We start from the raw sequence: 22732 nt of genomic DNA, 5'->3' as shown, positions 1-22732 counted from the left end.
GGACAAATGTAGCCAGCAAACAAAAACCCCGGACACGTCCGGGGTTTTTGAGCACCATAAACAGGTCGCGAGGCGAATTAACGCTTGCTGAACTGTTTGCGGCGACGTGCTTTGTGCAGACCGACTTTCTTACGCTCAACAGCACGAGCGTCACGAGTCACCAGGCCAGCTTGTTTCAGAGCTGTCTTCAGTGTTTCGTCGTAGTCGATCAGAGCGCGGGTGATGCCGTGACGGGCAGCACCGGCCTGGCCGCTTTCGCCGCCGCCATGCACGTTGATCTTGATGTCGAACGATTCAACATGGTTGGTCAGCACCAGAGGCTGACGCACAATCATGCGACCCGTTTCGCGAGCAAAGTATTCGTCAACAGGCTTGCCGTTGACTACGATTTGGCCCGAACCTTTTTTGATGAAGACACGAGCGACGGAGGTCTTGCGACGGCCCGTACCGTAATTCCAGTTACCGATCATGACCTATCCTTAGATGTCCAGAGTTTTAGGCTGTTGAGCACTATGAGGATGCTCGGCACCAGCGTAAACCTTCAGTTTCTTGGCCATGGCGTAGCCCAGAGGGCCTTTTGGCAACATACCCTTGACGGCCTTTTCGATGGCACGGCCTGGGAAGCGCTCTTGCATGGTTTGGAAGTTGGTTTCGTAAATACCGCCTGGGTAGTTCGAGTGACGATAGTACTTCTTATCCTGTGCCTTGTTACCGGTCACGGCAATGTCAGCAGCGTTGATGATAATGATGTAATCGCCGGTATCAACGTGAGGGGTATATTCGGGTTTGTGCTTACCACGCAAACGGCGTGCGACTTCGCTGGCCACACGACCAAGGACTTTGCCTTTAGCGTCAATCACAAACCAGTCACGTTTGACTTCAAGCGGCTTGGCCACGAAGGTCTTCATGATGGTTCCTAAATATTAAAATTCTGGGTCAAAGCAACATGCCTGGCCCATACAATCCACCCGCTTTTTCAAGCCGGGCAGCTCTACCTGACCCTGCCAAGGCGTTATATTCCGCCCGTGCATTTCTGCCAAATAGCTCGCCATAATAACATAAATAGTGGATAACACTAGGGTTTTGCACAAAAACACAGGTTTTTTGCCACAAACAGGAGCTCTCTCATAGAGGGGAAGCCCATAAAAAACCCCTGCTTTCCAAGTGGAAAACAGGGGTTAACAAGACTGGCCTGTGGAACCGGAGCAGACTGCCCTGCCCGGTCCCAACTACAGAGATCAGCCTTTTTTCTGGTTTGCCAGAGCAATGCCCAGGTAGTTGTCGTAAGAACCTTCGGCCACACGGAACCAAGGCACAATCGCGTCACGGAAGCCCATGTAGTCGTCGTGAATCTTCTTGAACATGGGATCCTTGTCGCAGAATTCCTTGTACAGAATGTTGGAGGTCTTGAAGGACTCGTCCATCACGTCGCGCGGGAAGGATTTCAGGACAGCTCCGCTGGCGATCAGGCGACGCAGTGCGCCTGGGCTTTGGGCGTCGTACTGACAAATCATGCGCTCGCCCGCAGCACGCGAAGCAATTTCAATCAGGGACTGGTATTGCTTGGGCAGTGCATTGAAAGCAGCGTCGTTCACGTACAGCGAAACCTGGGCCGAACCTTCCCACCAACCGGGATAGTAGTAATACTTGGCCACTTTCTGGAAGCCCAGTTTTTCGTCGTCCACAGGACCGACGAATTCCACGGCGTCCAGCGTGCCTTTTTCCAGCGATGGGTAAATATCGCCTGGTGGCACTTGCTGAGGCACCACGCCCATGCGGGCCAGCACTTCGCCAGCAAAACCGGCCGTACGCATCTTCAGACCTTTCAGGTCTTCCAGAGAGTTGATTTCCTTGCGGTACCAACCACCCATCTGGGTGCCCGTGTTACCGAAAGCGAAGTTGACGATGTTGCGAGTGGCAAACAACTCACGCAGCAGCTTGGTACCGTTGCCTTCCTGCATCCAGGCATTCATCTGACGAGCATTCAGACCAAATGGCACCGCTGTGTCAAAGCTGAAAGAAGGATCTTTACCGTAGTAGTAATACGAGGCCGTCTGACCGCACTCCACCGTGCCATTGCTGACTGCATCCATCACACCAAAACCGGGGACAATTTCACCGGCTGGGTACAGACGGATGTTGAAGTTGCCGTCCGAGGCCTCTTCCACCATCTTGCAAAACGACTGGGCTGTCGAAAACAGAGCCGGGGTAGCGGGACCGTAAGTCGATGTCAGCTTCCAATTAACCTTGGGATTGCTTTGGGCAATAGCAGGAGCAGCAATAGCGGCGGTACTGGCTACGGCGCCAAGACCTGCCTTTTTCAGAAACGAGCGACGCTGCATGAATAACCTCCTTGTGGGTATTCGGTAACTGGGAAATATTTTTATGCTATGGATAGTACACTGGCGCGCCCCGAATGGGGGGCTGGGAAAGCCCGGATTATCCCGCAAATCCGGCCCTATATTGTCGGGTCTTTGATCTGAAACACCTGAAGGATGCTCCATAGAGAACGGCCTGAGTCGGAAGCAATGCCGAACTCAGGCCGTAAACATCTGTTTATTGAGCGCCCTCTTGCCCGTGGCAAGGCATAAGGGGCTAAACCGGTTTTCCAGACAGCAGAAATCAGGAACCGGCCACCGACATCTGCTCGATCAGGATGGAACCCGTACGCTTGGAGCCAGCCGCAAAGGTATCAGCACCCACGGCAACAATCTGCGCGAACATCTCGGCCAGATTGCCCGCAATCGTTACTTCTTCCACGGCGTGCTGAATGCGGCCATTTTCCACCCAGTAGCCGAAGGCACCACGCGAGTAGTCGCCAGTCAGGTAATTGATACCCTGGCCGATCAGCTCGGTTACCAGCAGACCACGGTCCATTTTCTTCAACATGGCATCCAGGTCGTCCTCGGGACGAGTCAGGCGCGAGCTCAGCAGCAAATTGTGCGAACCACCGGCATTCCCCGTAGAAGGCATGCCCAGTTTGCGGCCTGCGTAGGAAGACAGAAAATAGCCTTTCAGCTCGCCGCCACGCACCACATCACGGTCGCAGGTACGCACCCCTTCCGAGTCAAACGGCGCACTGCCCATGGCAGCAGCCAGATGCGGACGCTCCAGCACGTCAATGTGCTTGGCCATGACAGACTTGCCCAAAGAATCCAGCAGGAAGCTGGTTTTGCGATACAGGGCCGAGCCACTGGTGGCCTGCACCAGAGAGCCGATCAAGCCCACAGCCAGCGGGGCTTCAAACAACACAGGATAGCGGCCGGTCGGGATACGGCGGGCCGACAGGCGCGACAAAGTGCGCTCGGCCGCATAACGCCCCACCGACTCGGGGCTGGCCAGGCGGGAAGGGTCACGCGAGCTGCTGTACCAGTAGTCGCGGTGCATATTGTCGCCCTTGCCGGCAATGGGGCTGACGCTGAGCGAGTGACGGCTATAGGGGTAGCCCCCCAGAAAGCCGCGGCTGTTACCCATCACAAAATGCCCTTCCAGCGTATCGACCGACGCGCCTTCGGAATTGCTGATCAGAGGACTCAACTCCAGCGCAGCCTGCTCGGCACGAATCGCCAGCTTGGCGGCCTGATCCGCGTCCAGCAGCCAGGGATGGTGCAGGTGCAGATCAGGATAGCTTTGCGCTAGCATGTCTTTTTCAGGCAGCCCGGCAAAAGGATCTTCAGCGGTGTAGCGGGCAATATGCCAGGCGGCTTCTACCGTTTCACGCAGCGCCTTGATCGAAAAGTCCGACGTGGAGGCCGAGCCACTGCGCTGGCCTGCAAACACGGTCACACCCAAGGAGCGGTCCTGCGTCTGCTCTACCGTTTCCAGTTCCATCTGGCGCACAGAGACGGCCAGACCTTTGTTTTCTGAAATATCGACGGCAGCATCACTGGCGCCCAGTTTTTTGGCATGCCGCAGCGCTTCATCCACCAATTCACAAAACTGGAACTGATTGGCACTGATCGACAATTGGGAAATAGTTGGATGACTCATTGCTACTCTTTGAGGGTTAGGCGGTTATCATAGCCAATTGGCGACAATCTTTGCTATTTCACTTCTTATGGCCCGTCCACGCACTGAAATCGATGAAAACGGTTACGACCGCCCCAGCAAATCGCAGGTAAAACGCGAAATGCACGCTCTGCTCGACCTGGGCAAACGCCTGATTGAGCTCTCGGACGACCGACTCAAACAACTTGATCTGGGCGAGGCCTTGATGGCTGCCATCAAGGATGCCAAGCGCATCAGCCCGACGGCCCGCGAAGGACGCCGCCGTCAGATCCACTACGTGGGCAAGCTGATGCGCAATGTGGAACCCGAACCGATCCTGAAACAACTGGACGTCTGGGAAAACGGCTCCAAGGAAGACACCCGTGCCATGCACAGGCTGGAAGCGCTACGCGACCTGTTGTTGCGTGATGACGACGCTCTGACCGAATTCATGAATGAATTTTCCGGCGCCGATATCCAGCAATTGCGCACCCTGATTCGTGCCGCACGCAAAGAAGCCGAGAAAAATTCCACACTGGTACAAGGCCAGGACCCACAGCGCAAGCACTACCGCGCCCTGTACCAGTACATCAAGACCTTGGTAGATCTTTCGGAGTCCGCATGAACCCTCTGCTTGAGTCGATTGAGATTGAAACCGGTGCCAACCCTCAGCACGCTGTTATCTGGCTGCATGGCTTAGGCGCTGACGGCCACGATTTCGCCCCTATCGTGCCAGAGCTGGGCCTGCAAAACGCCCCCGCCATCCGTTTCATTTTCCCGCACGCCCCCATCCAGCCCGTCACCATTAACGGCGGCATGGCCATGCGTTCCTGGTACGACATTTATGTGGCGGACCTAGTGCGCCACGAGGACGAAAGCGGCCTGCGCCAATCGCAGATCGAAGTGCAGAACCTGATTGCTCGCGAAAACGCTCGCGGCATTCCCACGGAAAATATTGTTCTGGCCGGTTTCTCGCAAGGCTGTGCCATGACGCTGCAAACCGGCTTGCGCTTGCCAGAGCGTCTGGCTGGCATGCTGTGCCTGTCCGGTTACCTGCCTTTGGCGGCAGCGGTGGAAAAAGAACGTCATCAGGCCAATCAGAACACGCCTATTTTCATGGCGCATGGCAGCATGGATCCGGTCGTGCCTCTGACACGTGCCGAAGCCAGCCGTCAGCAACTGGAAGCCATGGGCTATCAGGTGCAATGGAATGTCTACCCCATGCCCCACGCTGTTTGCCCGGAAGAAATCAGCGCGATTGGCCACTTCCTGAAACAGGTACTGCGCTAATCAGAGCACAAGACAAAAAAACGCCGCTGCAATCACAGCGGCGTTTCTTATTCAGCTTTTCATTGATAGATCCGAGCAATACGCTCTTGCCAGGTCTTTTCCCGAACCTGCACCCCATCCTCTTTCAGCACCCGCGTGAAAGTCAGGTAGAAATACGATTCGTCGGACTCGATCCGAGCCTGGGCTGACATATCAATCTCCCGCCCCTTGATCGTAAAGACATTGCGCCGATCACCCTGATAGCGCGCCTTGGCAGGCGTAGCATCATTGACCTCCCAGCGATACATCTCCTCGGAGCGGTACAAATTGTCATGCAGCACCCAGCTAAGCTCATTGCTGGTGGTGAACGTCGAATCGCCCGTAGCTTCATTACGAACACTGCTGAACACGGGGCCATCCCCGTCAATAGTGCGGCCGAAAGGAGCCGCTTCACTCGCCTGGGGTGGCGACATGACGCAAGCCTGCGTACCCTGCTCCCGCACAGGCACCACGGGCAGGTCTACCCAGGTATCCGCACCCGGAAACAGACTGGTGACACCCGGCGTCGGGCTGGGCCAGACCATGGGGAACTGCGCATTGCTCACCGCCAGGCGGATACGATGGCCCGGCTTGAAACGCCACGTAGTGAAGTGAATGGAGGTTTCCAAATTGGTGGCCTTACCCGGCACCAAGGGCTGTGGTTCCAGACGCGAGATACGCTGGGAAGGGTTGATGATTGCCCCGCTGACCAAAGAAACCTGCCCATTCGGGGCCACATCCTCCAGTCGCACTGTCCATTGATAGAAAGGCACATCAGCCGCGACCTTCAGACGTACCTTAGGCATACCCATGATTTCCATGGCATCGCTCAAGGGCGCGGAGTCATACACCAGGCTATGTGCATCATCGGCAGCCATATCGCCCGTTTGCTCACCCCACCAGCCACCACCAGCCAAACCCGCTCCAGCCTTGTAACGCAAGGTCTGAGCCAAACCGGAGGCAGGAGAAATAGCAGCCAGCTGGTGTCCGGCCTGAGGATGCAGACGTTGAGTCCGCGCGCCTTCCACCGGCCATTGCGGATCACAGCGCCAATAACCGGGCACGCTGGTCCGATCGGTAGCGGGAGCATGACCGGTACGCATGAAGGCCATCCGACGCGGTTCATCCAGAATTCCGGTATCTATGTCTTTAAGCCAGTAGTCCCACCAGCGCACCGCCTTCTCGCGCCACTCATAATTCGGGCCAGGCACGCCATATTCTGGCCAGGCGTGGTTCCAGGGCCCCATTTCCACAATTACAGGCGCTTTCGAGGTTCGACTGACATCCAGCGCAAAATCACGATAGCCATCCAGCAAGCCACCAATCAAATAGGCCGGGACTTCCAAAGGCTGCTTTTTGAAGGCCAGGGACTCGGCACGCCAAAAATCGCCATCCTGTTGTTGACGCAGCCAGGTAAAAATCCAGGGCTCGCGGTCAAAACGGTTCTTGAAATACTCCTGGTCAATCCGATAATCCGGGCTTTGCGGCATGGCGTTATCGGTATCAATCTGGTGCGCATAGGAGTCAATATGCAAGGCACCATCAATATAGTGAACGTCGTTGTAAAACAGATCGGTAGAACCGTGCGCCGCGATAATGGCCTTGAGTGCTGGCGGTTTTCTGTGAGCCGTCATCAAGGAGTTGAAGGCGCTCCAGGACAGGCCGTACATACCCACCTTGCCATTGGACCAGCTCTTGCGAGACAACTGATCGATCAGCTCCTCGGCATCGGCAATCTCGGCAGCGGAATACTCGCTGACAGGGACAGGGCCAGAGCTGCCACCTGTGCCACGCACATCAACCCGCGCCAGCACATAGCCCCGCTTGGCAAAATAAGAGCCGTACTCGTAGTCACCCAGCGCGAAGAAGTCGTCCTTGCGATAAGGCAGCATCTCCAGAATGACCGGGAAGGTTTCACCCGGTATTTTAGCCGATGGCCGATAATACGTCACCGCCAAGCGCACACCATCGCGCATTTCCAGGCTGTCGTTCTCCATGGAGAACTCGTAATGGTTTTTTTCAGGTGGCATCGCTGTCTGCCCGGAGCAAGCCAGCAGGCCGCCTATAAAGAACAAGCCCAGCACCCAGCGCTGCAAAGCAGCCAGATTCAATCGCATCATTGTGTCCCCGGTATGTGGCGCCGTCGGTGGTGGGCACCATCCATTGATGCGGCGGCAGCCAGCAATCCAGCGCTGTACTGCCTGCCATCACGAGTGCATCATAGTCCCGCCACCGTTGAGTGAATCGGGACATCAGGGGAACAATTAAACGGGTATTTACCTGACAAGCAGACAGGCCTGCCTGTGCCTAATCCGAGCGACGGGTCTCACCCAGATCCAGCCAGACACGACGCATGCTGGGATCTTCCGGGTCCGCATCGTTCTGAAAGCCCAGACGCTTCATCAGAGCTTGCATAGGCGCATTGGAGGCCAGCACATAGCCGTCGATGTAGGTCAGCCCCTGCTCGGCGGCAGCCTGTATCAGCGCCTCCATCAGGATGACTCCCAGACCACGCCGCTGCCAGGCATCCCCGATAACCAGGGCGTACTCCGCCCCCCGACCATCACCATTACGAAGATAGTGGGCAAAGCCAATAATCTCGTCACGGGGATGGTTACGGTTATCTGGATTGGGCGAACGCACGGTAGCGATCAGCGCCAGCTCCCGGTCGTAGTCGATACGGGTGTAGCGCGACAACATGCGTGGAGTCAGCTCTCGCAGCATGGACACAAAGCGCATGTAGCGACTTTCATCCGACAAGCCACGCATAAAGGTCTGCAAGGCCTCGGCGTCCTCGGGACGTATAGGGCGCAAGGTCCAGCGCTGCCCATCCTTGAACTGACGCCGCTCAATCATGTGACGCGGATAGGGATGAATCGCCATGTGGCGATAGCCAGCCGTTTCAGGCAGTACCAGCATGGACTGCTTGCTCAGGGAAATGGAAATGCTCTTGATGTACAGGCTATTCTCGCCCGCCATGATGGGGTCCAGCACCACACGGCGCACGCCGGGCAACTCGCTCATCAAATCCGAAAGACGCTCCAGCACCTGCAACAGCTGCGTCAATACCAAAGGCGTCAATTGCGAGGACAGGCTCTTGCGCCACAAGGGACTACGCTCCACCAACTGGCGCGCCAGATAGCGGTTCAGCGGTGGCAGTTCTACCGCCGGATAGGATGAGGAAAGCCAATCCGCGTGATCGGCCCCACCAAAGACGGCGTAAGGGCCCAACTTGTCATCGGTCTCAAAACGCAGCCCCATGGGCGGGACATCAGGATCAGGCTCACCCTGATCGTGCGTCACACGCAAGTCGACAACAGGCACGTGGAAGTAGCGCAGCAGATCGCGGCACTCCTGCTCGCTAGCCTCGCGGCGCTCGCTTTGAATCTGGCGTACCAGTTCTCGGGCAGGCTCTACCTCTGGCAAGGTGCCCAGCGGCAAAGGCGGCAAGGTCTGCTGCGACAAATGCTGGTTGTAGTGATAGCGGGCCAGCAGATCGAAGGCGTTGGCAGCCGTATCCGGGGTACGGAAAGCCGGCGTCCCCACACCATCGAGCAAATGACGCAGGGGACGCATATCCGCATCCCCAATCAAGCACGTAATAATGGGTTTGCGAGCACTGGCCGACAGCATGGCCAGCTCACGCGATACCGCCGGCATATCGGCCAAGGGGTCCGGTGTCAGCAAGACCAGCACCCCGTCAATTTCCTTGTCATCCAGCAAGGTGGAAATAACCGAGTCGATGCGCATGGGCGTCAGTGGTACATAAGTGACCACCGGGTTCTGAACCTGGTCGCCAGGCGCCAGCAGATTATCCAGCGCCCGCTGGGTCGAGGGCGACAGCTCCGGGCAGGTCACTGCGGCATCCGAACCCAGTACATCCAAAGCCATCTGCGCGGCCCCATTCCCATTGGAGAACAAGGCAATACGCCGCCCTTTGGGACGGCGGGTGTAAACCAGCACTTTCAGGGCCGAGAACAGCTGCACAAAATAACGAATGCGCACCGCCCCCACACGCCGCATCAAGGCATTGAAGACCGCCTCGTGGGCCTCGCCCTGCTGACGCTGACCGCCTACTTTCAGGACCACCACAGGTTTGACGGCCGCCACGGCGTGCAAGGCACTGGTGAAACGACGAGAAGCAGGTGTGTGCTCCAGATACAGCGCAATACTGTCCGTGCGCGGGTCCATGGCCAGATATTCAAGCACCTCAGGCACGTCGATAACGGCCTCGTCCCCGACCGACACAATGGCGGAGAAACCCAGGCTGACATCTTCGGCCCAGTCCATCAAGGCCGAGGTAATGGAGCGCGACTGAGACACCAAGGCCACACGGCCCGCCAGAGCCATTTGCGGCTCGTGACTTAAATTGATGCCCAGATGCGGCCGTTGTATCCCGAAGGCACGCGGCCCCAGCACCAGACAATTATTGATACGGGCCCAGGAGCGCGCATACACCATGTCTTCCATAGGATCGCGGGAGGCCAGATTGGAGGGCAGCAACAGAACCACACGTGGCTTATGCACCCGGATGGCATCCAGGGCCTGTGGCAAACGCACCGGCTCGATACACACCAGCGCCAGATCCAGGCGCTGTGTATCGGTCAATCCTTCCAGACGATCGGGCACCAGCACTTGCGTGGCTGTAATCCGTGCCTGCGTGATCCGCCCAGCCAATCGGGCTGGCATCTCGTTGATCAGGGGCAAAGGCAAGGTGGACACGACCAACACCGAACGGGGCTCAAACAATGCTGTCAGACGATGCCTTAGGGCTGCCATGATTGTTCCGCCATAAGAAAACCACACACCAAAATAATGAATTCTCCCATCTTAAGCACAGCCGTCTACAAATAAAAGAGACTTGGCTGGCTATCTCTGTCTTGCATCATGCAGCCGGTTTTTATCCTGAGGCGGGCCATTCATATACTTTCGTATAGCAACCATACGCCAATGCCTGGGCAAAACGGGCGCAAAGCCAGTCGCAAAGCGGCTTGCAGGTCGTAAAATAACACCCGTTCGGAAAGCAGGACCTTTCGTTCTCTCTGACAGGAAAAAACACACTATGTCCAGCGACGACAGTCGAAGAAAGATGCTGCACAGGCCCCTCAGACGCTACTGACCCACCGGGTTGTCTGCTGATGTGGCTTGCGCAGCACGATCAGGAGTCAACCATGCACCGCATTATTCATACTGGACCGATCCGGGCCCTGACCTCGTCGGGTTCGCATCTTGCCACACCTTGCCCTCGCGAGCGTGCTGTTCCCGGCCACCGCCCCGCTATTGCCTGGCGTATCAACACGGCCAGCCGCAAACCAGAAATTCACTGGATTGCAGACAGTGACAAACCACCCTCAGCGCGAGTCTGGCGCTGCACCTTGCCCAGCCACTAAACGCTGGCCTGACGCTTACTAAATCCGCTTGTTCTTATCTTTAGTTTGCCGACCCTCACACCGGTCGGCAGGACCTGCTGTGTCCATCTCTTGGGATGGACAGCACCGTCACGCCTGTACACCAGGAGCATTACATGAGCATTCAACAACATCGTCCGCCACTGCGCTCAGCGGACTACGACGCCAAGCTGCGCACAGCCACCGAAACCGGGCTTAGCCTGGAGACGACCCTGGCTTCTGTACAAGCCAATCTGAATGGCCTGACCGACGCCGAAGCCTTGAGCCGCCTGACCGAATACGGCCCTAACGAGGTCGCCCGGGACAAGCCCGCCCACGCCCTGATTCAATTGGCGCTGGCCTTTAAAAATCCCTTTATTGCGGTCCTGATGGTGCTGGCCGCCGTCAGCGCTGTCACCGACATCATCTTGCCCATGCGCTCGGGCGAAGACGTGGACTACACCGGCGTGCTGATTATTGTGGTCATGGTCACCTTGAGCGGCCTGCTGCGTTTCTGGCAGGAGTACCGTTCCGGCAAAGCTGCCCAGGCTCTGAAAGCCATGGTTCGTACCACCGCCAGCGTACAACGACGCTCTACCGTGTCCAGCGCTACGGTCATGCGCGAAATCCCCATGAGCCAGATCGTGCCCGGCGATATTGTGCGCCTGTCGGCTGGGGACATGATCCCGGCAGACTTGCGCTTGATAGAGTCCCGCGACTTGTTCGTCAGCCAGGCCGCCCTGACAGGTGAAGCCCTGCCTGTTGAAAAGTACGATGTCTTTAGCGCCGTCAGCAGCAAGAGTGCCTCTGCTTCCAGTTCCCAGGCCGGTGTGCTGGAACAGAACAATATGTGCTTTATGGGCACCAACGTGGTCAGCGGTACGGCCACGGCAGTGGTTGTGGCCACCGGTGCCAAGACCTATTTCGGCTCGCTGGCCAAAGCCATTGTCGGTTCGCGCGCCGAAACTTCTTTTGACCGGGGCGTCAACAGCGTCAGCTGGCTGCTGATTCGCTTCATGCTGGTCATGGTGCCCATCGTGCTGCTGATCAACGGCTTCTCCAAAGGCGACTGGACCGAAGCATTCCTGTTCGCACTGGCCGTTGCCGTCGGTTTGACCCCTGAAATGCTGCCCATGATTGTGTCCTCCAACCTGGCCAAGGGCGCGGTGGCCATGGCCAAGAACAAGGTGGTGGTCAAACGTCTGAACGCAATCCAGAACTTTGGTGCCATGGACGTGCTGTGTACCGACAAGACCGGCACCCTGACACAAGATCGCATCATTCTGGAACACCATCTGGGTCTGGATGATCGCAATAGCCCCCGCATTCTGGAACTGGCGCTACTCAACAGCCTGCACCAAAGCGGCGTGAAGAACCTGATGGATCAGGCGGTACTGCGCTTTGCAGAAAAGACACCCTCTGCCCTGCAAGCCATCGGCTCCTACCGCAAGATCGACGAACTGCCTTTTGATTTTGTGCGTCGTCGCCTATCAGTCGTCGTGCAAAATCCGCAAGGCGAGCAGCTCATGGTCTGCAAGGGGGCGGTGGAGGAAATGCTCAGCATTGCCACCCACGTACAGGACGGTGACCAGCGCTTGCCACTGGATACCGAGCAACGTGCCCGTTTGCTGAAAATGGCTTACCGCTACAACTCGGACGGCTTCCGTGTCTTGCTGATTGCCACTCGCAGTATTTCCATCGAGCAGGCCAAGAGCCGTTACGAAGCCCAGGATGAACGCGAGATGACGGTACAAGGCTTGCTGACCTTCCTGGACCCACCGAAAGAAAGTGCTGCCCAAGCCATTGCCGCCCTGACCGAACACGGTGTAGCCGTGAAAGTGTTGACCGGCGATAACGAAATCATTACCGCAAAAATCTGCCGTGAAGTGGGCCTGGAGCCCGGCAAGCCTTTGCTCGGACCTGAAATCGAGCTGATGCAAGACCCCGATCTGCGTTGCGCTGTCGAACGTCACTCGGTTTTTGCCAAGCTCACGCCCCTGCAAAAATCACGTGTGCTCAAAGCGCTGCAAGCCAATGGTCACACCGTCGGTTTTCTGGGGGATGGCATCAACGACGCCCCCGCCCTGCGCGATGCCGACGTGGGGATTTCGGTGGATAGCGGCACGGATATTGCCAAGGAATCGGCAGATATCATCCTGCTGGAAAAGAACCTGCTGGTTCTGGAAGAAGGCGTGATCAAAGGCCGCGAGACCTTTGGCAACATCATCAAGTACCTGAACATGACAGCCAGCTCCAACTTTGGCAATGTGTTCTCGGTGCTGGTGGCCAGTGCGTTCATCCCCTTCCTGCCCATGTTGGCGATCCACTTGCTGATTCAGAACCTGCTCTACGATATCTCCCAGCTGGCTTTGCCCTGGGACCGCATGGACAAGGACTTTCTACGCAAACCGCGTAAATGGGATGCCAAGAATATTGGCCGCTTCATGATCTGGATTGGCCCGACCTCATCCATCTTCGACATCACCACCTTTGTCCTGATGTGGTACGTGTTTGGCGCCAATACGCCCGAACTGCAATCGCTGTTCCAGTCCGGCTGGTTTATTGAAGGCTTGCTCTCGCAGACTCTGGTAGTTCACATGCTGCGTACGCAAAAAATCCCCTTCATCCAAAGCACCGCAGCCCTGCCTGTGATGCTGATGACCTTCCTGATTGCCGCTATTGGTATTTATCTGCCCTTCTCGGGCGTCGGTGCACTGGTTGGCCTGCAGCCTTTGCCTTGGGAATACTTCCCATGGCTGGTCGGCACCTTGCTGGCTTACTGCCTGGTCGCACAGGGTATGAAAATGCTGTACATCCGCCGCTTTGGCCAGTGGTTCTAAGTCGGACAGGTCTGGGCCCCCGGAAATCCTTTCGGTGGCCCAGGCCTTAACGCACATTCTGAAAGAACCTCGGGTATATGATGGCCACACGACAGACACCATCCTGCAGTCTGGCCCATACACGAAAGATATGACACCACCCCTTCGCTTCCTATCGAGCAAAACCTACCGAGCCTTGGCCCTGACCGGCATCTGTATTTTGATGGCGCTGGTCTTCATTGCCGATACCGTCACCAACTACGCTATCGCCGCTGCGGTCTTTCACACCCCGCTGCTGCTGATAGCGATTCGTTTTCTGTCGGCACGGCAAGTTGTTGCCCTGACCACCATCAGCATGGTGCTGACCGTGGTCAGTTTTCTGCTGACCCGCTCGGGCGACTACGACGTGGGCCTGGTCAATACCGGCATCAGTATTATTGCCATCGCGATCACCTCCTATCTGGGGCTGAAGCTCAAGTCTGTACAGGCAGCGGCTCATGAGACACGCGAGCATTTGCTGCGTCTATCCCGTTTGACTACCCTGGGTCAGCTCAGCACCTCGATTGCCCATGAAGTCAGCCAGCCTTTGGCCGCCATCAACAGCAGCGCGGGCGCCTGTCAGCGCTGGCTGGAAGCCTCGCCCCCTAATGTCGAGAAGGCACAGGCTGCCGCGCAGCGTATTGTGTACGACGCCCAGCGCGCCAAGGATGTGCTGGATCGGGTACGCAGCATTACCCGTAACGAAGCCCCCACCAGCAGCGCGTTTGATTTGAATCTGGCTCTGACCGAACTGCTTAGCCTGTCCGGTGGCGAGATGCGACGTCAGCATATTGATCTGCGTCTGGCCTTGCAGTCCGATCTGCCCCAGGTCTTTGCCGACCGGGTTCAGATTCAGCAGGTGATGGCCAATTTGCTGCTCAATGCCATTGAAGCCCTGTCCCCTCCCTCGGACTATCATGCGGCTCATATCACCATAGAAACCAGCGTTTTGCCCGGCGACAAGCCGCAAGCCAACAAGGTGCTGTTTTCCATCAAGGATAATGGTCCCGGCTTGTCAGGCACGCAGCTGTCCCAATTGTTTGATACCTTCTGGACCACCAAGGCAAGCGGCCTGGGCCTGGGCCTGACCATCAGCCGCACCATTATTGATGCCAATAACGGCCATATCTGGGCCACTGACCAAGCCGATGGCGGTGCTGCCTTTCATTTCACCTTACCTTTGGCGCCATGACAGAAAATCTGGATTCCTCTCTGAACACGCCCACCGTCTACATCATTGATGATGACCCGTCCGTTCGCGCTGCCCTGGACGATTTGCTGGCCAGCGTAGGCTTGAACGCGCTGAGCTTTGCTTCTACGCGGGACTTTCTGGCGCATCCCTTATCTGACGCCCCTGCCTGTCTGGTGCTGGATGTGCGCATGCCCGAGCAAAGCGGCACGGATTTTCATTTGCAGATGGAATCGCGCGAGCTGCATATGCCGGTCATCTTTATTACTGGCCACGGCGATATTCATATGGCGGTCAAGGCCATCAAGCATGGTGCCTGGGATTTTCTGACCAAGCCTTTTGTAGATCAGGCCCTGATTGATGCCGTGCAGTCGGCTCTGGCTGCTGATGCGCAGCGCAAGGAAGAAGCCAGAACCCGGCTGACTTTGCAGCAACGCTGGGACAGCCTGAACGCCGGCGAGCGCGATGTCTTTGAGCGGGTGGTGCAAGGCCTGCTGAACAAACAGATCGCGGCCGAGCTGGATGTGAAGGAAGTGACGGTCAAAGTTCGCCGCGCCCGCGTGATGCAAAAAATGCAAGCCGGGTCGCTGGCGGAACTGGTGCGCCAGTTCGATCAACTCAATACAGAAAGCGGCCATTAGGACAGTTCTACGCGGCGGTTCTTTCCTAGTTGGCGTGCTGGGTTAAAATACGCAGATTCGGTCCCGTATGCGGGCTTCCCAAGGTCAAGGCCACACACAAGTTATGAGCACGTCTACTTCCAACGTCATCCGCACCCGTTTTGCCCCCTCGCCCACTGGTTATCTGCACCTGGGCGGCGCGCGCACTGCACTGTTCTCCTGGGCCTTTGCCCGTCATCATCAAGGCACTTTTGTGCTGCGTATTGAGGATACGGATCTGGAGCGTTCCACCCCCGAGGCGGTGCAAGGCATTCTGGATGGTATGCAATGGTTGGGCCTGGATGCGGACGAAGGTCCGTTCTACCAGATGCAGCGCATGGATCGTTACCGCGAGGTCATCGCCCAGTTGCTGAAAGACGGCCATGCCTATTACTGCTACAGCAGCCCCGAGGAAGTGGAAGCCATGCGCGAAAAAGCGCGTGTTCAGGGTTTGAAGCCTCGTTATGACGGTACCTGGCGTCCTGAGGCTGGCAAGCAATTGCCTGCCATCCCGGCTGATCGCAAGCCTGTAGTTCGTTTCAAGAGCCCCCAGTCCGGCGCAACCAGCTGGGACGATATGGTGAAGGGCCGCATCAGCTTTGATAACAGCGAGCTGGACGATCTGGTCATTGCCCGCCCGGATGGCACGCCTACATACAACTTCTGCGTGGTGGTGGACGATTGGGACATGGCGATCACTCATGTGATTCGCGGTGACGATCACGTGAACAACACGCCACGTCAAATTGTGATTTTGCAGGCTTTGGGTGCGACTTTGCCTGAGTACGGTCATGTGCCCATGATTCTGGGTCCTGATGGCGAGAAGCTGTCCAAGCGTCATGGTGCGGTCAGCATCATGGATTACGACAAGGACGGTTATCTGCCTGAAGCCATGATCAATTACCTGGCCCGTTTGGGCTGGAGTCATGGTGATGACGAGCTGTTCACTCGCGAGCAGTTGGTAGAGTGGTTTGATACGCGCAGTCTGAGCAAGTCGGCTTCGCAGTGGGATCCCAAGAAGTTGAACTGGGTGAACGCCCATTACATCAAGGCCAGTGACAATGCGGATCTGGCCGAGCGTGTGGCTCCCCGTATTGAGGCCTTGGGTGGCAAGACGGATGGTCAGGATTTGCCCGGCATCATGGGTTTGTTGAAAGACCGTGCCGAGACCTTGAATCAGCTGGCTGAAGGTGCTTTGTTATTCTGCCGTCCTTTCGAGCCTGCCAGCGATGAGCTGATGGCCGAGGTGTTGACGCCGGAAGCGCGTGTTTTGCTGCGGGACTTTGCCAGCAAGGCGATTAGCTTGCCGCAGTGGAATACGGAGAATCTGGCTGCTTTGATCAAGCAGGTTCTGGCGGATCACGAGGTGAAAATGCCCAAGCTGGCGATTCCTTTGCGCGTGGCAGTGACAGGACAGAAGCAGACGCCTGCGGTGGATGCGGTGCTGGCTTTGGTTGGACGCGACAAGGTGTTGGGACGTTTGGCTGGGCTGTAAGCGTTATAGCTAAGGCTTACATAAAGGGCATCTCATTCGAGATGCCCTTCTTTTTGCTTGGTACCCTGACATCGGCTCGATGGCTCGTCTATCGACGTTAAACCTGCATACCACCTAAGGCCGACTCCAAAGCCACTTGCCCGATGCTCTTTGGCTCCGGCGAGCCAGGTTACTTCGTTGCAAGCAGTTGGCTCATATCAAACAGCCGCATTCAGGTGGCTGATTTCAATTGTCGCTTCGCCCTTATCGCTACTGGCCCAGACCGTGCCGTCCTGGACATTCAGATTGATGGTCATGCCACGCTCGGCCAGGGCGGCTAAGGCGTCAGTCCCGGCGGTATCCAGCGCATAGACCTGTATATTGCGGGCGCGGCTGATCTTGTCCTTGATGCCACTCCACCAGACGGAGACATTGCGGCCATAGGCCAGCACCGTCACCTTGTCAGCACGGCCACTGGCTTTGATCAGACGTCTATCGTCCGGCAGGCCTACCTCCAGCCAATGCAGCAAATTGCCGCCCAGATCATGTTCCCACAAGGCGGGCTCGTCCGAGTCGCTTAGCCCGCGCGAAAAGCTCAAGGCTTCGTCCGCTTGCGCATACAAACCGTAAGCCAACAAACGCACCATCAGACGCTCTTCGGTCTCGGAGGGGTGACGGGCCAGCGTCAGGGTATGACTGCCGTAGTAGGCCCGGTCGTTATCGGCCACATTAAGTTCAGCTTTATAAATCGTCGCGCGCAGAGCCATGGAGCGTCCAGCAAAAGAAACAGACAAAAAACTGGCCGCCCCCAGGACGGCCAGGAATCATTCAAGCAAGCAGAGATCAGAATGGCAGGCGGTAGCCAGGCGACATTCTGGTCAAGCGATAGGTGGTACCACTTTGGTCACGCAGCACCAGATTGCGGGCTGTCAGGCTGACGATGTTGTAGTGGTTTTCGTAAATCGGGTCGCCAGGTTCGGTGGTGACGCCATTGGATTCTTGCGTGCTGATTTGCAAATCATTGCCCTTGCGTACCCAACAGCCGCTTTCGTTCAAACCTTGCGAAGGTTTGTTAGGACGCTTGACCTGTTCGGTATAGGCCATGGAACCGTCGGCTTGCAAAGTGAACAAGGTACGCAGCTCGCCAACCACGCCTTTCTGGCGGTGTTTGCTTAACCAGTTACCAGCCAATTGTTCCCCAGCTGCAGCAGGCTGACATGCAGGATGAACAGGCTTGGCAGCCGCTTGTGCAGCAGGCTCGGGAGCCGGCGCCTTGACCGCGCAGGCGCTTAAAAACACAGTAGCCAGCACAGCAACCCAGGAAGTGCGTCGCAAGATATTCGCCTTCGTCATAAAACCCCGTCCTTCATGCGTACATACCGACCCACCACAGGCCGGCGAATCCTGATTATTCTACCCGAAGGCGCTTGTATTACCCCATAACAAGATGCTTCAAAGTGGCAAAGGCAGTCGGGTCACGTTTTTGATTTCACGCATGGCCACAATCGTACGGGTTTGACGCACGCCCGGCATATTGAACAGAAAGCGATGCAGGAAATCGTCGTAGGACTCCGCGCTGGGCACCATGATCTTGAGCAGAAAATCCGCATCGCCAGTCACGGCGTGGCATTCCAGAATCTCGGGCGCATCGCGCACGGCACGAATGAAGTTATCGACTATTTCACCCGAGTGACGGTCCAGACTGATCTGGGTAAACATGCAACTTTGCAGTCCCACCTGACGGCGATCCACGCGCGCATAATAGCCTTGGATAACCTTGTTTTTTTCCAGATTTTTGATGCGCCGCCACACGGGCGCAGTGGACAAACCCACCTGCTCGGAGACCTGCTGAGCCGAGGCTCGGCCATCCAGCTGCAAGGCATCCAATATTTTTAAGTCAGTTTTATCCATATTTGAATATTTACGAAATGAACATTTCAAAGAATAGGGAATACACGCAACTATAACGCAAAAAAAAGCGAGGGCAGACTCTCTATCATGATCTCTATCTGGAGGTTTCATCATGACGCAGTCCGTCGACACTCAATACAAGCTAAGCGACAACCTGACCGCACAATCAGGACGCATCTTTTTAACTGGCACACAGGCCCTGGTGCGCATGTTGCTGACCCAGGCTCGCCTGGATAAAGAACACGGTTTGAACACCGCCGGTTTTGTCTCCGGCTACCGTGGTTCGCCGCTGGGTGGCGTGGACATGATCATGTGGAAGGCGCAGAAGTATCTGGACCAGGCCAAGGTCCGTTTCCAACCCGCTATTAACGAAGACCTGGCCGCCTCCATGATTATGGGCACCCAGCAAGCTGGCGAGCGTGCCGACCGTACCGTCGATGGCGTGTTCTCCATGTGGTATGGCAAGGGCCCCGGTGTAGACCGCGCGGGCGATGCCTTGCACCACGGCCATGCTGCCGGTGCCTCCCAACACGGTGGCGTCCTGATGATTGTGGGTGATGATCACGTGGCCTCGTCCTCGTCCATTCCCCACGCCAGCGAACAATCCCTGATCGCCTGGGGCATCCCGGTGGTCAACCCCAGCTCGGTTGAAGAATACGAACGCTTTGGTATCTGGGCCTGGGCCTTGTCGCGTTACTCCGGCTCCTGGGTGGCCTTCAAAGCCATTACCGAAACCGTGGAAAGCGGCCGCTCTTTCGAGATTGCCCCTCTGGATGATCTGGCCCCGGCCTTGGCCGACAAGCAAGGCGGCAAACACCCTTACGACCCGAGCAAATTCCTGACCCCTTCCATGGAAGGTACGCTGGACGCCCGCCTGGATAGCGTGCGTGAATTTGCGCACAAGTACAGCCTGGACCGCGTGCTGGAAGCGGCACCTGATGCGCGTATCGGTATTGTGTCCACCGGCAAAGCCACACTGGATACGCTGGACGCGCTGCAACAACTCAGCGGTCTGGATAATCTGCCCGCCATTCGCCATCTGAAAATTGGTTTGAGCTGGCCTGTTAACCCGCAATCACTGAACGATTTTACTGAAGGCCTGGACCACGTTCTGGTCATTGAAGAAAAAGGCCCGATCATTGAAGACCAGTTAAAGAATCTGCTCTTTAACCGTGCCCAGCGCCCTACTGTGTCGGGCAAGCGCGATATCGAAAATGAAGTGCTGATCCCTGCCGATGGCCAGCTCAGCCCTGCCCGTGTGGCCGTGGGTCTGCGTCGCTGGCTGGGCCATCACGCCAATGTACAGTTGCCTGCCTGTACGGTGCAAAACCTGGCACCGATTGATACCAATGGTCTGACTCGTCGCCCCTACTTCTGTTCGGGCTGTCCGCACAATACTTCCACCAAAGTACCCGAAGGCAGCCAGGCTATGGCGGGTGTGGGTTGCCACTACATGGCGACCTGGATGGACCGCAAAACCCGTGGTCTGACTCAAATGGGTGGCGAAGGCACGGACTGGGTGGGCCTGTCGCCCTTCATCCAGACCGGCCATATGTTCCAGAACATGGGTGAAGGCACGTATTTCCACTCCGGCTATCTGGCGATTCGTCAGGCCATTGCCGCGGGTGCCAACATTACCTACAAGATTCTGTTCAACGATGCGGTTGCCATGACAGGCGGTCAGCCGGTTGACGGCCCGATATCTGTGCCTCGCATTTGTCAGCAGACCATTGGTGAAGGTGCGCGTCGTGTGGTCATCACCACCGATGAGCCAGAGCGCTATCGCGGTGTCAGCCTGCCTGCCGGTGTGGACGTTCATCACCGTCGCGAGCTGGATCGTTTGCAGCGCGAACTGCGCGAGATCCCCGGCGTCACCATTTTGATTCACGACCAGACCTGTGCGGCTGAAAAGCGCCGTCGCCGTAAAAAGAACGAGTACCCCGATCCTGCTCGTCGCCTCTTTATCAATAAGGCGGTCTGCGAAGGCTGTGGGGATTGCGGTGTGCAATCGAACTGCTTGTCTTTGGTGCCTGCTGAAACGCCCGAAGGCCGCAAGCGCCAGATCGACCAGTCCAGCTGTAATAAGGACTACTCCTGCGTGGACGGTTTCTGCCCCAGCTTTGTGTCGGTGATGGGCGGTGCCCTGCGCCGTGGCGATCAAAACGGTCAGGCCGATATGAAAGCCCAGTTGCTGGCCAAGCTGGACACGCTGCCACAACCCAATATTCAAGCCAAGGACTGCAATGTAATTGTGGCCGGTGTGGGTGGTACCGGTGTAATCACTATTGGTGCGGTGCTCTCCATGGCGGTACACCTGGAAGGCCGCTCCAGCTCCGTGCTGGACATGACGGGCCTGGCACAAAAAGGCGGCACCGTCATCAGCCACATCCGTCTATCTGCCAATAAAGAGAACACGGGTGCGGTGCGTGTCGATCCCGGCCAAGCCGACCTGGCGATCTTGTGCGACGTGGTGGCCGCCGCTCACCCCAATGCCCTTTCCTGCCTGCGTCCTGGTCATACCCACGCCATCATCAACGAATATCTGGCTCCCACGGCCGAGTTCACCCGCAACCCGGATGCCCCTTTGGATGCCCAGCACTTGCTGAGCCAACTCAAGACCACCGCTGGCGAAAACCAGGTGCGCTCTTTCAATGCTCACCAGGCTGCCACCCTGCTGTTTGGCGATAGCCTGTTGTCCAATATGCTCTTGATGGGCATGGCTTGGCAGCAAGGTTCCATGCCCGTTAGCAGTGCGGCTGTTGAACAGGCTATCCGCCTGAACGGTGTGGCGATTCAAGCCAACCTGGATGCCTTCCATTTGGGTCGCGTGCTGGCTCACGATGAGAAAGCACTGGCCAGCCTCCTGGCTCCAGCCGCTCAGGTCGTAACCTTGCAGCGTCGCGAAACACTGGAACAAATCATGCAGCGCTGCACCAGCAGCCTGGAGCAATACCAGAACGCCGCTTATGCCCAGCGCTTTAGCAGCACCATCAATGCTCTGCGTGAAGCCGAACAGAAACTGCGTCCGGGTCAGCGTCCTACTTTGACGGAAAAAGCCGCACGCAGCTTGTACAAGCTGATGGCCTACAAGGATGAGTACGAAGTGGCCCGCCTGTTCAGCTCGCCCGCTTTCCGCCAGGATCTGGAACAGCAATTTGAAGGTGACTTCTCCTTGCGCTTCCACTTCGCCCCTCCTTTGCTGGCACGCCGTGATCCATCTACCGGCCGCCCGCGCAAGATCACATTGGGCCCACGCACCGCCACCTTGCTACGTTGGATGGCGAAAGGCAAAGGTCTGCGCAACACGGTACTGGATCCATTTGGCTACACCCATGAGCGTCGTATGGAACGTCGCTTCTGGCGCGAATATCAGAGCCTGCTCAACAGCTTGAGCAAGAACCTGAATCAAGCCAACTACGCCACAGCGTTGGAACTGGCCGAGCTGCCCCAACAATTGCGCGGCTTCGGTCCCGTGAAAATGGAATCGGCCAAGAAGTATGAAGCCCGCTTTGCCGAGTTGTCGCAGCAGTTGAAAAACACTGGCCCGGAAATTCAGGCAGTTCCCGCCTGAGCCTTGCCCGCTGCGACTTTTGAAACGATTAACCTGCCCTTTCAGCCCTGCTTATGCAGGGCTTTTTTTTGGTTTGAACAGACATTGAAAACCGCAGCTCAGTCGTGAATTGAAGTCCGTTTTCAAACCGCTTTTCCATGCTTAACACAGGTCTTTCAAAGCATGAAAAGGCCATGCAATCGATCCAGCAATGCGTCAAAAATCAGAGACTTGGATGCGACTATGGGCCGATTGCACGTGTCCAGAACGCAACTTATTTGAGACAGCAGACACCGATTCCTAATTCCATAAGCCCCAAGCCATGATTAATGCTTGACTGTGTAGGGGCTTGCGTTAGACTTCTAAGCGTATAAGGTATCGACCTTAAACGCCTGCGTCATTTGAAAAA

Annotated in this window: 17 protein-coding genes; 8 read left to right on the top strand and 9 right to left on the bottom strand. The window is 56.8% G+C overall.

Going from position 1 to position 22732, the window contains the following annotated elements; translation table 11 throughout:
- Nucleotides 1–77 precede the first annotated feature (77 nt).
- From rpsI to pmbA, 4 genes are all read right to left on the bottom strand, one after another.
- Complete coding sequence (rpsI, locus tag D0C27_RS06885) at nucleotides 78–470, bottom strand: 30S ribosomal protein S9 (RefSeq protein WP_026484385.1); 393 nt, start codon at nucleotides 468–470, stop codon at nucleotides 78–80.
- A gap of 9 nt (nucleotides 471–479) precedes the next feature.
- Nucleotides 480–908 (bottom strand): 50S ribosomal protein L13, encoded by a 429-nt coding sequence (gene rplM, locus D0C27_RS06880; RefSeq protein ID WP_003801836.1) that lies wholly within the window; start codon nucleotides 906–908, stop codon nucleotides 480–482.
- Nucleotides 909–1238: 330 nt separating this feature from the next.
- Nucleotides 1239–2342 (bottom strand): TRAP transporter substrate-binding protein, encoded by a 1104-nt coding sequence (locus D0C27_RS06875; RefSeq protein ID WP_026484386.1) that lies wholly within the window; start codon nucleotides 2340–2342, stop codon nucleotides 1239–1241.
- 280 nt (nucleotides 2343–2622) lie between these two features.
- Nucleotides 2623–3990 carry a metalloprotease PmbA gene (pmbA, locus tag D0C27_RS06870; RefSeq protein ID WP_026484387.1) on the bottom strand — a complete coding sequence of 456 codons (1368 nt, stop codon included), beginning with the start codon at nucleotides 3988–3990 and terminating at the stop codon, nucleotides 2623–2625.
- A gap of 67 nt (nucleotides 3991–4057) precedes the next feature.
- Here pmbA and yjgA point away from each other — a divergent pair, with 67 nt between their 5' ends.
- A complete protein-coding gene (gene yjgA / locus D0C27_RS06865; RefSeq protein WP_083054627.1) occupies nucleotides 4058–4612 on the top strand; it encodes a ribosome biogenesis factor YjgA in 555 nt (184 codons plus the stop codon).
- The gene (locus D0C27_RS06860; protein WP_026484388.1) at nucleotides 4609–5277 is read left to right on the top strand and encodes an alpha/beta hydrolase; all 669 of its coding nucleotides are present in this window, start codon (nucleotides 4609–4611) and stop codon (nucleotides 5275–5277) included. Before yjgA ends, D0C27_RS06860 begins: the two co-directional genes overlap by 4 nt.
- A 59-nt stretch (nucleotides 5278–5336) precedes the next feature.
- Here the strand turns inward: D0C27_RS06860 and D0C27_RS06855 are convergent, their stop codons facing one another.
- A complete protein-coding gene (locus D0C27_RS06855) occupies nucleotides 5337–7415 on the bottom strand; it encodes a CocE/NonD family hydrolase (protein ID WP_240688325.1) in 2079 nt (692 codons plus the stop codon).
- A 187-nt stretch (nucleotides 7416–7602) separates the two neighbouring features.
- Complete coding sequence (locus D0C27_RS06850; RefSeq protein ID WP_035270494.1) at nucleotides 7603–10074, bottom strand: GNAT family N-acetyltransferase; 2472 nt, start codon at nucleotides 10072–10074, stop codon at nucleotides 7603–7605.
- 392 nt (nucleotides 10075–10466) lie between these two features.
- Between D0C27_RS06850 and D0C27_RS06845 the strand changes: the two genes are divergently transcribed.
- The 5 genes from D0C27_RS06845 to gltX all read left to right on the top strand — a co-directional run bounded on the left by D0C27_RS06845 (nucleotide 10467) and on the right by gltX (nucleotide 16883).
- Entirely contained in the window at nucleotides 10467–10685 is a 219-nt protein-coding gene (locus tag D0C27_RS06845) for a hypothetical protein (protein WP_060186672.1), read from the top strand.
- 134 nt (nucleotides 10686–10819) lie between these two features.
- Entirely contained in the window at nucleotides 10820–13522 is a 2703-nt protein-coding gene (gene mgtA, locus D0C27_RS06840) for a magnesium-translocating P-type ATPase (protein ID WP_060186671.1), read from the top strand.
- A 130-nt stretch (nucleotides 13523–13652) separates the two neighbouring features.
- The gene (locus D0C27_RS06835; protein ID WP_035270490.1) at nucleotides 13653–14732 is read left to right on the top strand and encodes a sensor histidine kinase; all 1080 of its coding nucleotides are present in this window, start codon (nucleotides 13653–13655) and stop codon (nucleotides 14730–14732) included.
- Nucleotides 14729–15370, top strand: a complete 642-nt coding sequence (locus D0C27_RS06830; protein WP_137430661.1) for a response regulator transcription factor — start codon at nucleotides 14729–14731, stop codon at nucleotides 15368–15370. The genes D0C27_RS06835 and D0C27_RS06830 overlap by 4 nt, the downstream gene beginning before the upstream one ends.
- Before the next feature lie 103 nt (nucleotides 15371–15473).
- A complete protein-coding gene (gltX, locus tag D0C27_RS06825; protein ID WP_009460641.1) occupies nucleotides 15474–16883 on the top strand; it encodes a glutamate--tRNA ligase in 1410 nt (469 codons plus the stop codon).
- A gap of 197 nt (nucleotides 16884–17080) precedes the next feature.
- Here the strand turns inward: gltX and D0C27_RS06820 are convergent, their stop codons facing one another.
- The 3 genes from D0C27_RS06820 to D0C27_RS06810 all read right to left on the bottom strand — a co-directional run bounded on the left by D0C27_RS06820 (nucleotide 17081) and on the right by D0C27_RS06810 (nucleotide 18773).
- The gene (locus D0C27_RS06820; RefSeq protein WP_009460639.1) at nucleotides 17081–17629 is read right to left on the bottom strand and encodes a YaeQ family protein; all 549 of its coding nucleotides are present in this window, start codon (nucleotides 17627–17629) and stop codon (nucleotides 17081–17083) included.
- 76 nt (nucleotides 17630–17705) lie between these two features.
- Nucleotides 17706–18215, bottom strand: a complete 510-nt coding sequence (locus tag D0C27_RS06815; RefSeq protein WP_042486398.1) for a hypothetical protein — start codon at nucleotides 18213–18215, stop codon at nucleotides 17706–17708.
- 99 nt (nucleotides 18216–18314) lie between these two features.
- A complete protein-coding gene (locus tag D0C27_RS06810; RefSeq protein WP_009460635.1) occupies nucleotides 18315–18773 on the bottom strand; it encodes an Lrp/AsnC family transcriptional regulator in 459 nt (152 codons plus the stop codon).
- A gap of 112 nt (nucleotides 18774–18885) precedes the next feature.
- Here D0C27_RS06810 and D0C27_RS06805 point away from each other — a divergent pair, with 112 nt between their 5' ends.
- Nucleotides 18886–22344 carry an indolepyruvate ferredoxin oxidoreductase family protein gene (locus D0C27_RS06805; protein ID WP_137430660.1) on the top strand — a complete coding sequence of 1153 codons (3459 nt, stop codon included), beginning with the start codon at nucleotides 18886–18888 and terminating at the stop codon, nucleotides 22342–22344.
- Nucleotides 22345–22732 lie beyond the last annotated feature (388 nt).

Source organism: Alcaligenes faecalis (assembly GCF_005311025.1).
Taxonomy (GTDB): Bacteria; Pseudomonadota; Gammaproteobacteria; order Burkholderiales; family Burkholderiaceae_B; genus Alcaligenes; species Alcaligenes phenolicus.
This window is presented reverse-complemented; position numbering and strand designations above follow the sequence as displayed.

What these genes read in the sequence shown, in the direction of transcription:
- rpsI (WP_026484385.1), bottom strand. Translation starts at nt 470, where the DNA reads ATGATCGGTAACTGGAATTACGGTACGGGCCGTCGCAAGACCTCCGTC.
- rplM (WP_003801836.1), bottom strand. Translation starts at nt 908, where the DNA reads ATGAAGACCTTCGTGGCCAAGCCGCTTGAAGTCAAACGTGACTGGTTT.
- D0C27_RS06875 (WP_026484386.1), bottom strand. Translation starts at nt 2,342, where the DNA reads ATGCAGCGTCGCTCGTTTCTGAAAAAGGCAGGTCTTGGCGCCGTAGCC.
- pmbA (WP_026484387.1), bottom strand. Translation starts at nt 3,990, where the DNA reads ATGAGTCATCCAACTATTTCCCAATTGTCGATCAGTGCCAATCAGTTC.
- yjgA (WP_083054627.1), top strand. Translation starts at nt 4,058, where the DNA reads ATGGCCCGTCCACGCACTGAAATCGATGAAAACGGTTACGACCGCCCC.
- D0C27_RS06860 (WP_026484388.1), top strand. Translation starts at nt 4,609, where the DNA reads ATGAACCCTCTGCTTGAGTCGATTGAGATTGAAACCGGTGCCAACCCT.
- D0C27_RS06855 (WP_240688325.1), bottom strand. Translation starts at nt 7,415, where the DNA reads ATGATGCGATTGAATCTGGCTGCTTTGCAGCGCTGGGTGCTGGGCTTG.
- D0C27_RS06850 (WP_035270494.1), bottom strand. Translation starts at nt 10,074, where the DNA reads ATGGCAGCCCTAAGGCATCGTCTGACAGCATTGTTTGAGCCCCGTTCG.
- D0C27_RS06845 (WP_060186672.1), top strand. Translation starts at nt 10,467, where the DNA reads ATGCACCGCATTATTCATACTGGACCGATCCGGGCCCTGACCTCGTCG.
- mgtA (WP_060186671.1), top strand. Translation starts at nt 10,820, where the DNA reads ATGAGCATTCAACAACATCGTCCGCCACTGCGCTCAGCGGACTACGAC.
- D0C27_RS06835 (WP_035270490.1), top strand. Translation starts at nt 13,653, where the DNA reads ATGACACCACCCCTTCGCTTCCTATCGAGCAAAACCTACCGAGCCTTG.
- D0C27_RS06830 (WP_137430661.1), top strand. Translation starts at nt 14,729, where the DNA reads ATGACAGAAAATCTGGATTCCTCTCTGAACACGCCCACCGTCTACATC.
- gltX (WP_009460641.1), top strand. Translation starts at nt 15,474, where the DNA reads ATGAGCACGTCTACTTCCAACGTCATCCGCACCCGTTTTGCCCCCTCG.
- D0C27_RS06820 (WP_009460639.1), bottom strand. Translation starts at nt 17,629, where the DNA reads ATGGCTCTGCGCGCGACGATTTATAAAGCTGAACTTAATGTGGCCGAT.
- D0C27_RS06815 (WP_042486398.1), bottom strand. Translation starts at nt 18,215, where the DNA reads ATGACGAAGGCGAATATCTTGCGACGCACTTCCTGGGTTGCTGTGCTG.
- D0C27_RS06810 (WP_009460635.1), bottom strand. Translation starts at nt 18,773, where the DNA reads ATGGATAAAACTGACTTAAAAATATTGGATGCCTTGCAGCTGGATGGC.
- D0C27_RS06805 (WP_137430660.1), top strand. Translation starts at nt 18,886, where the DNA reads ATGACGCAGTCCGTCGACACTCAATACAAGCTAAGCGACAACCTGACC.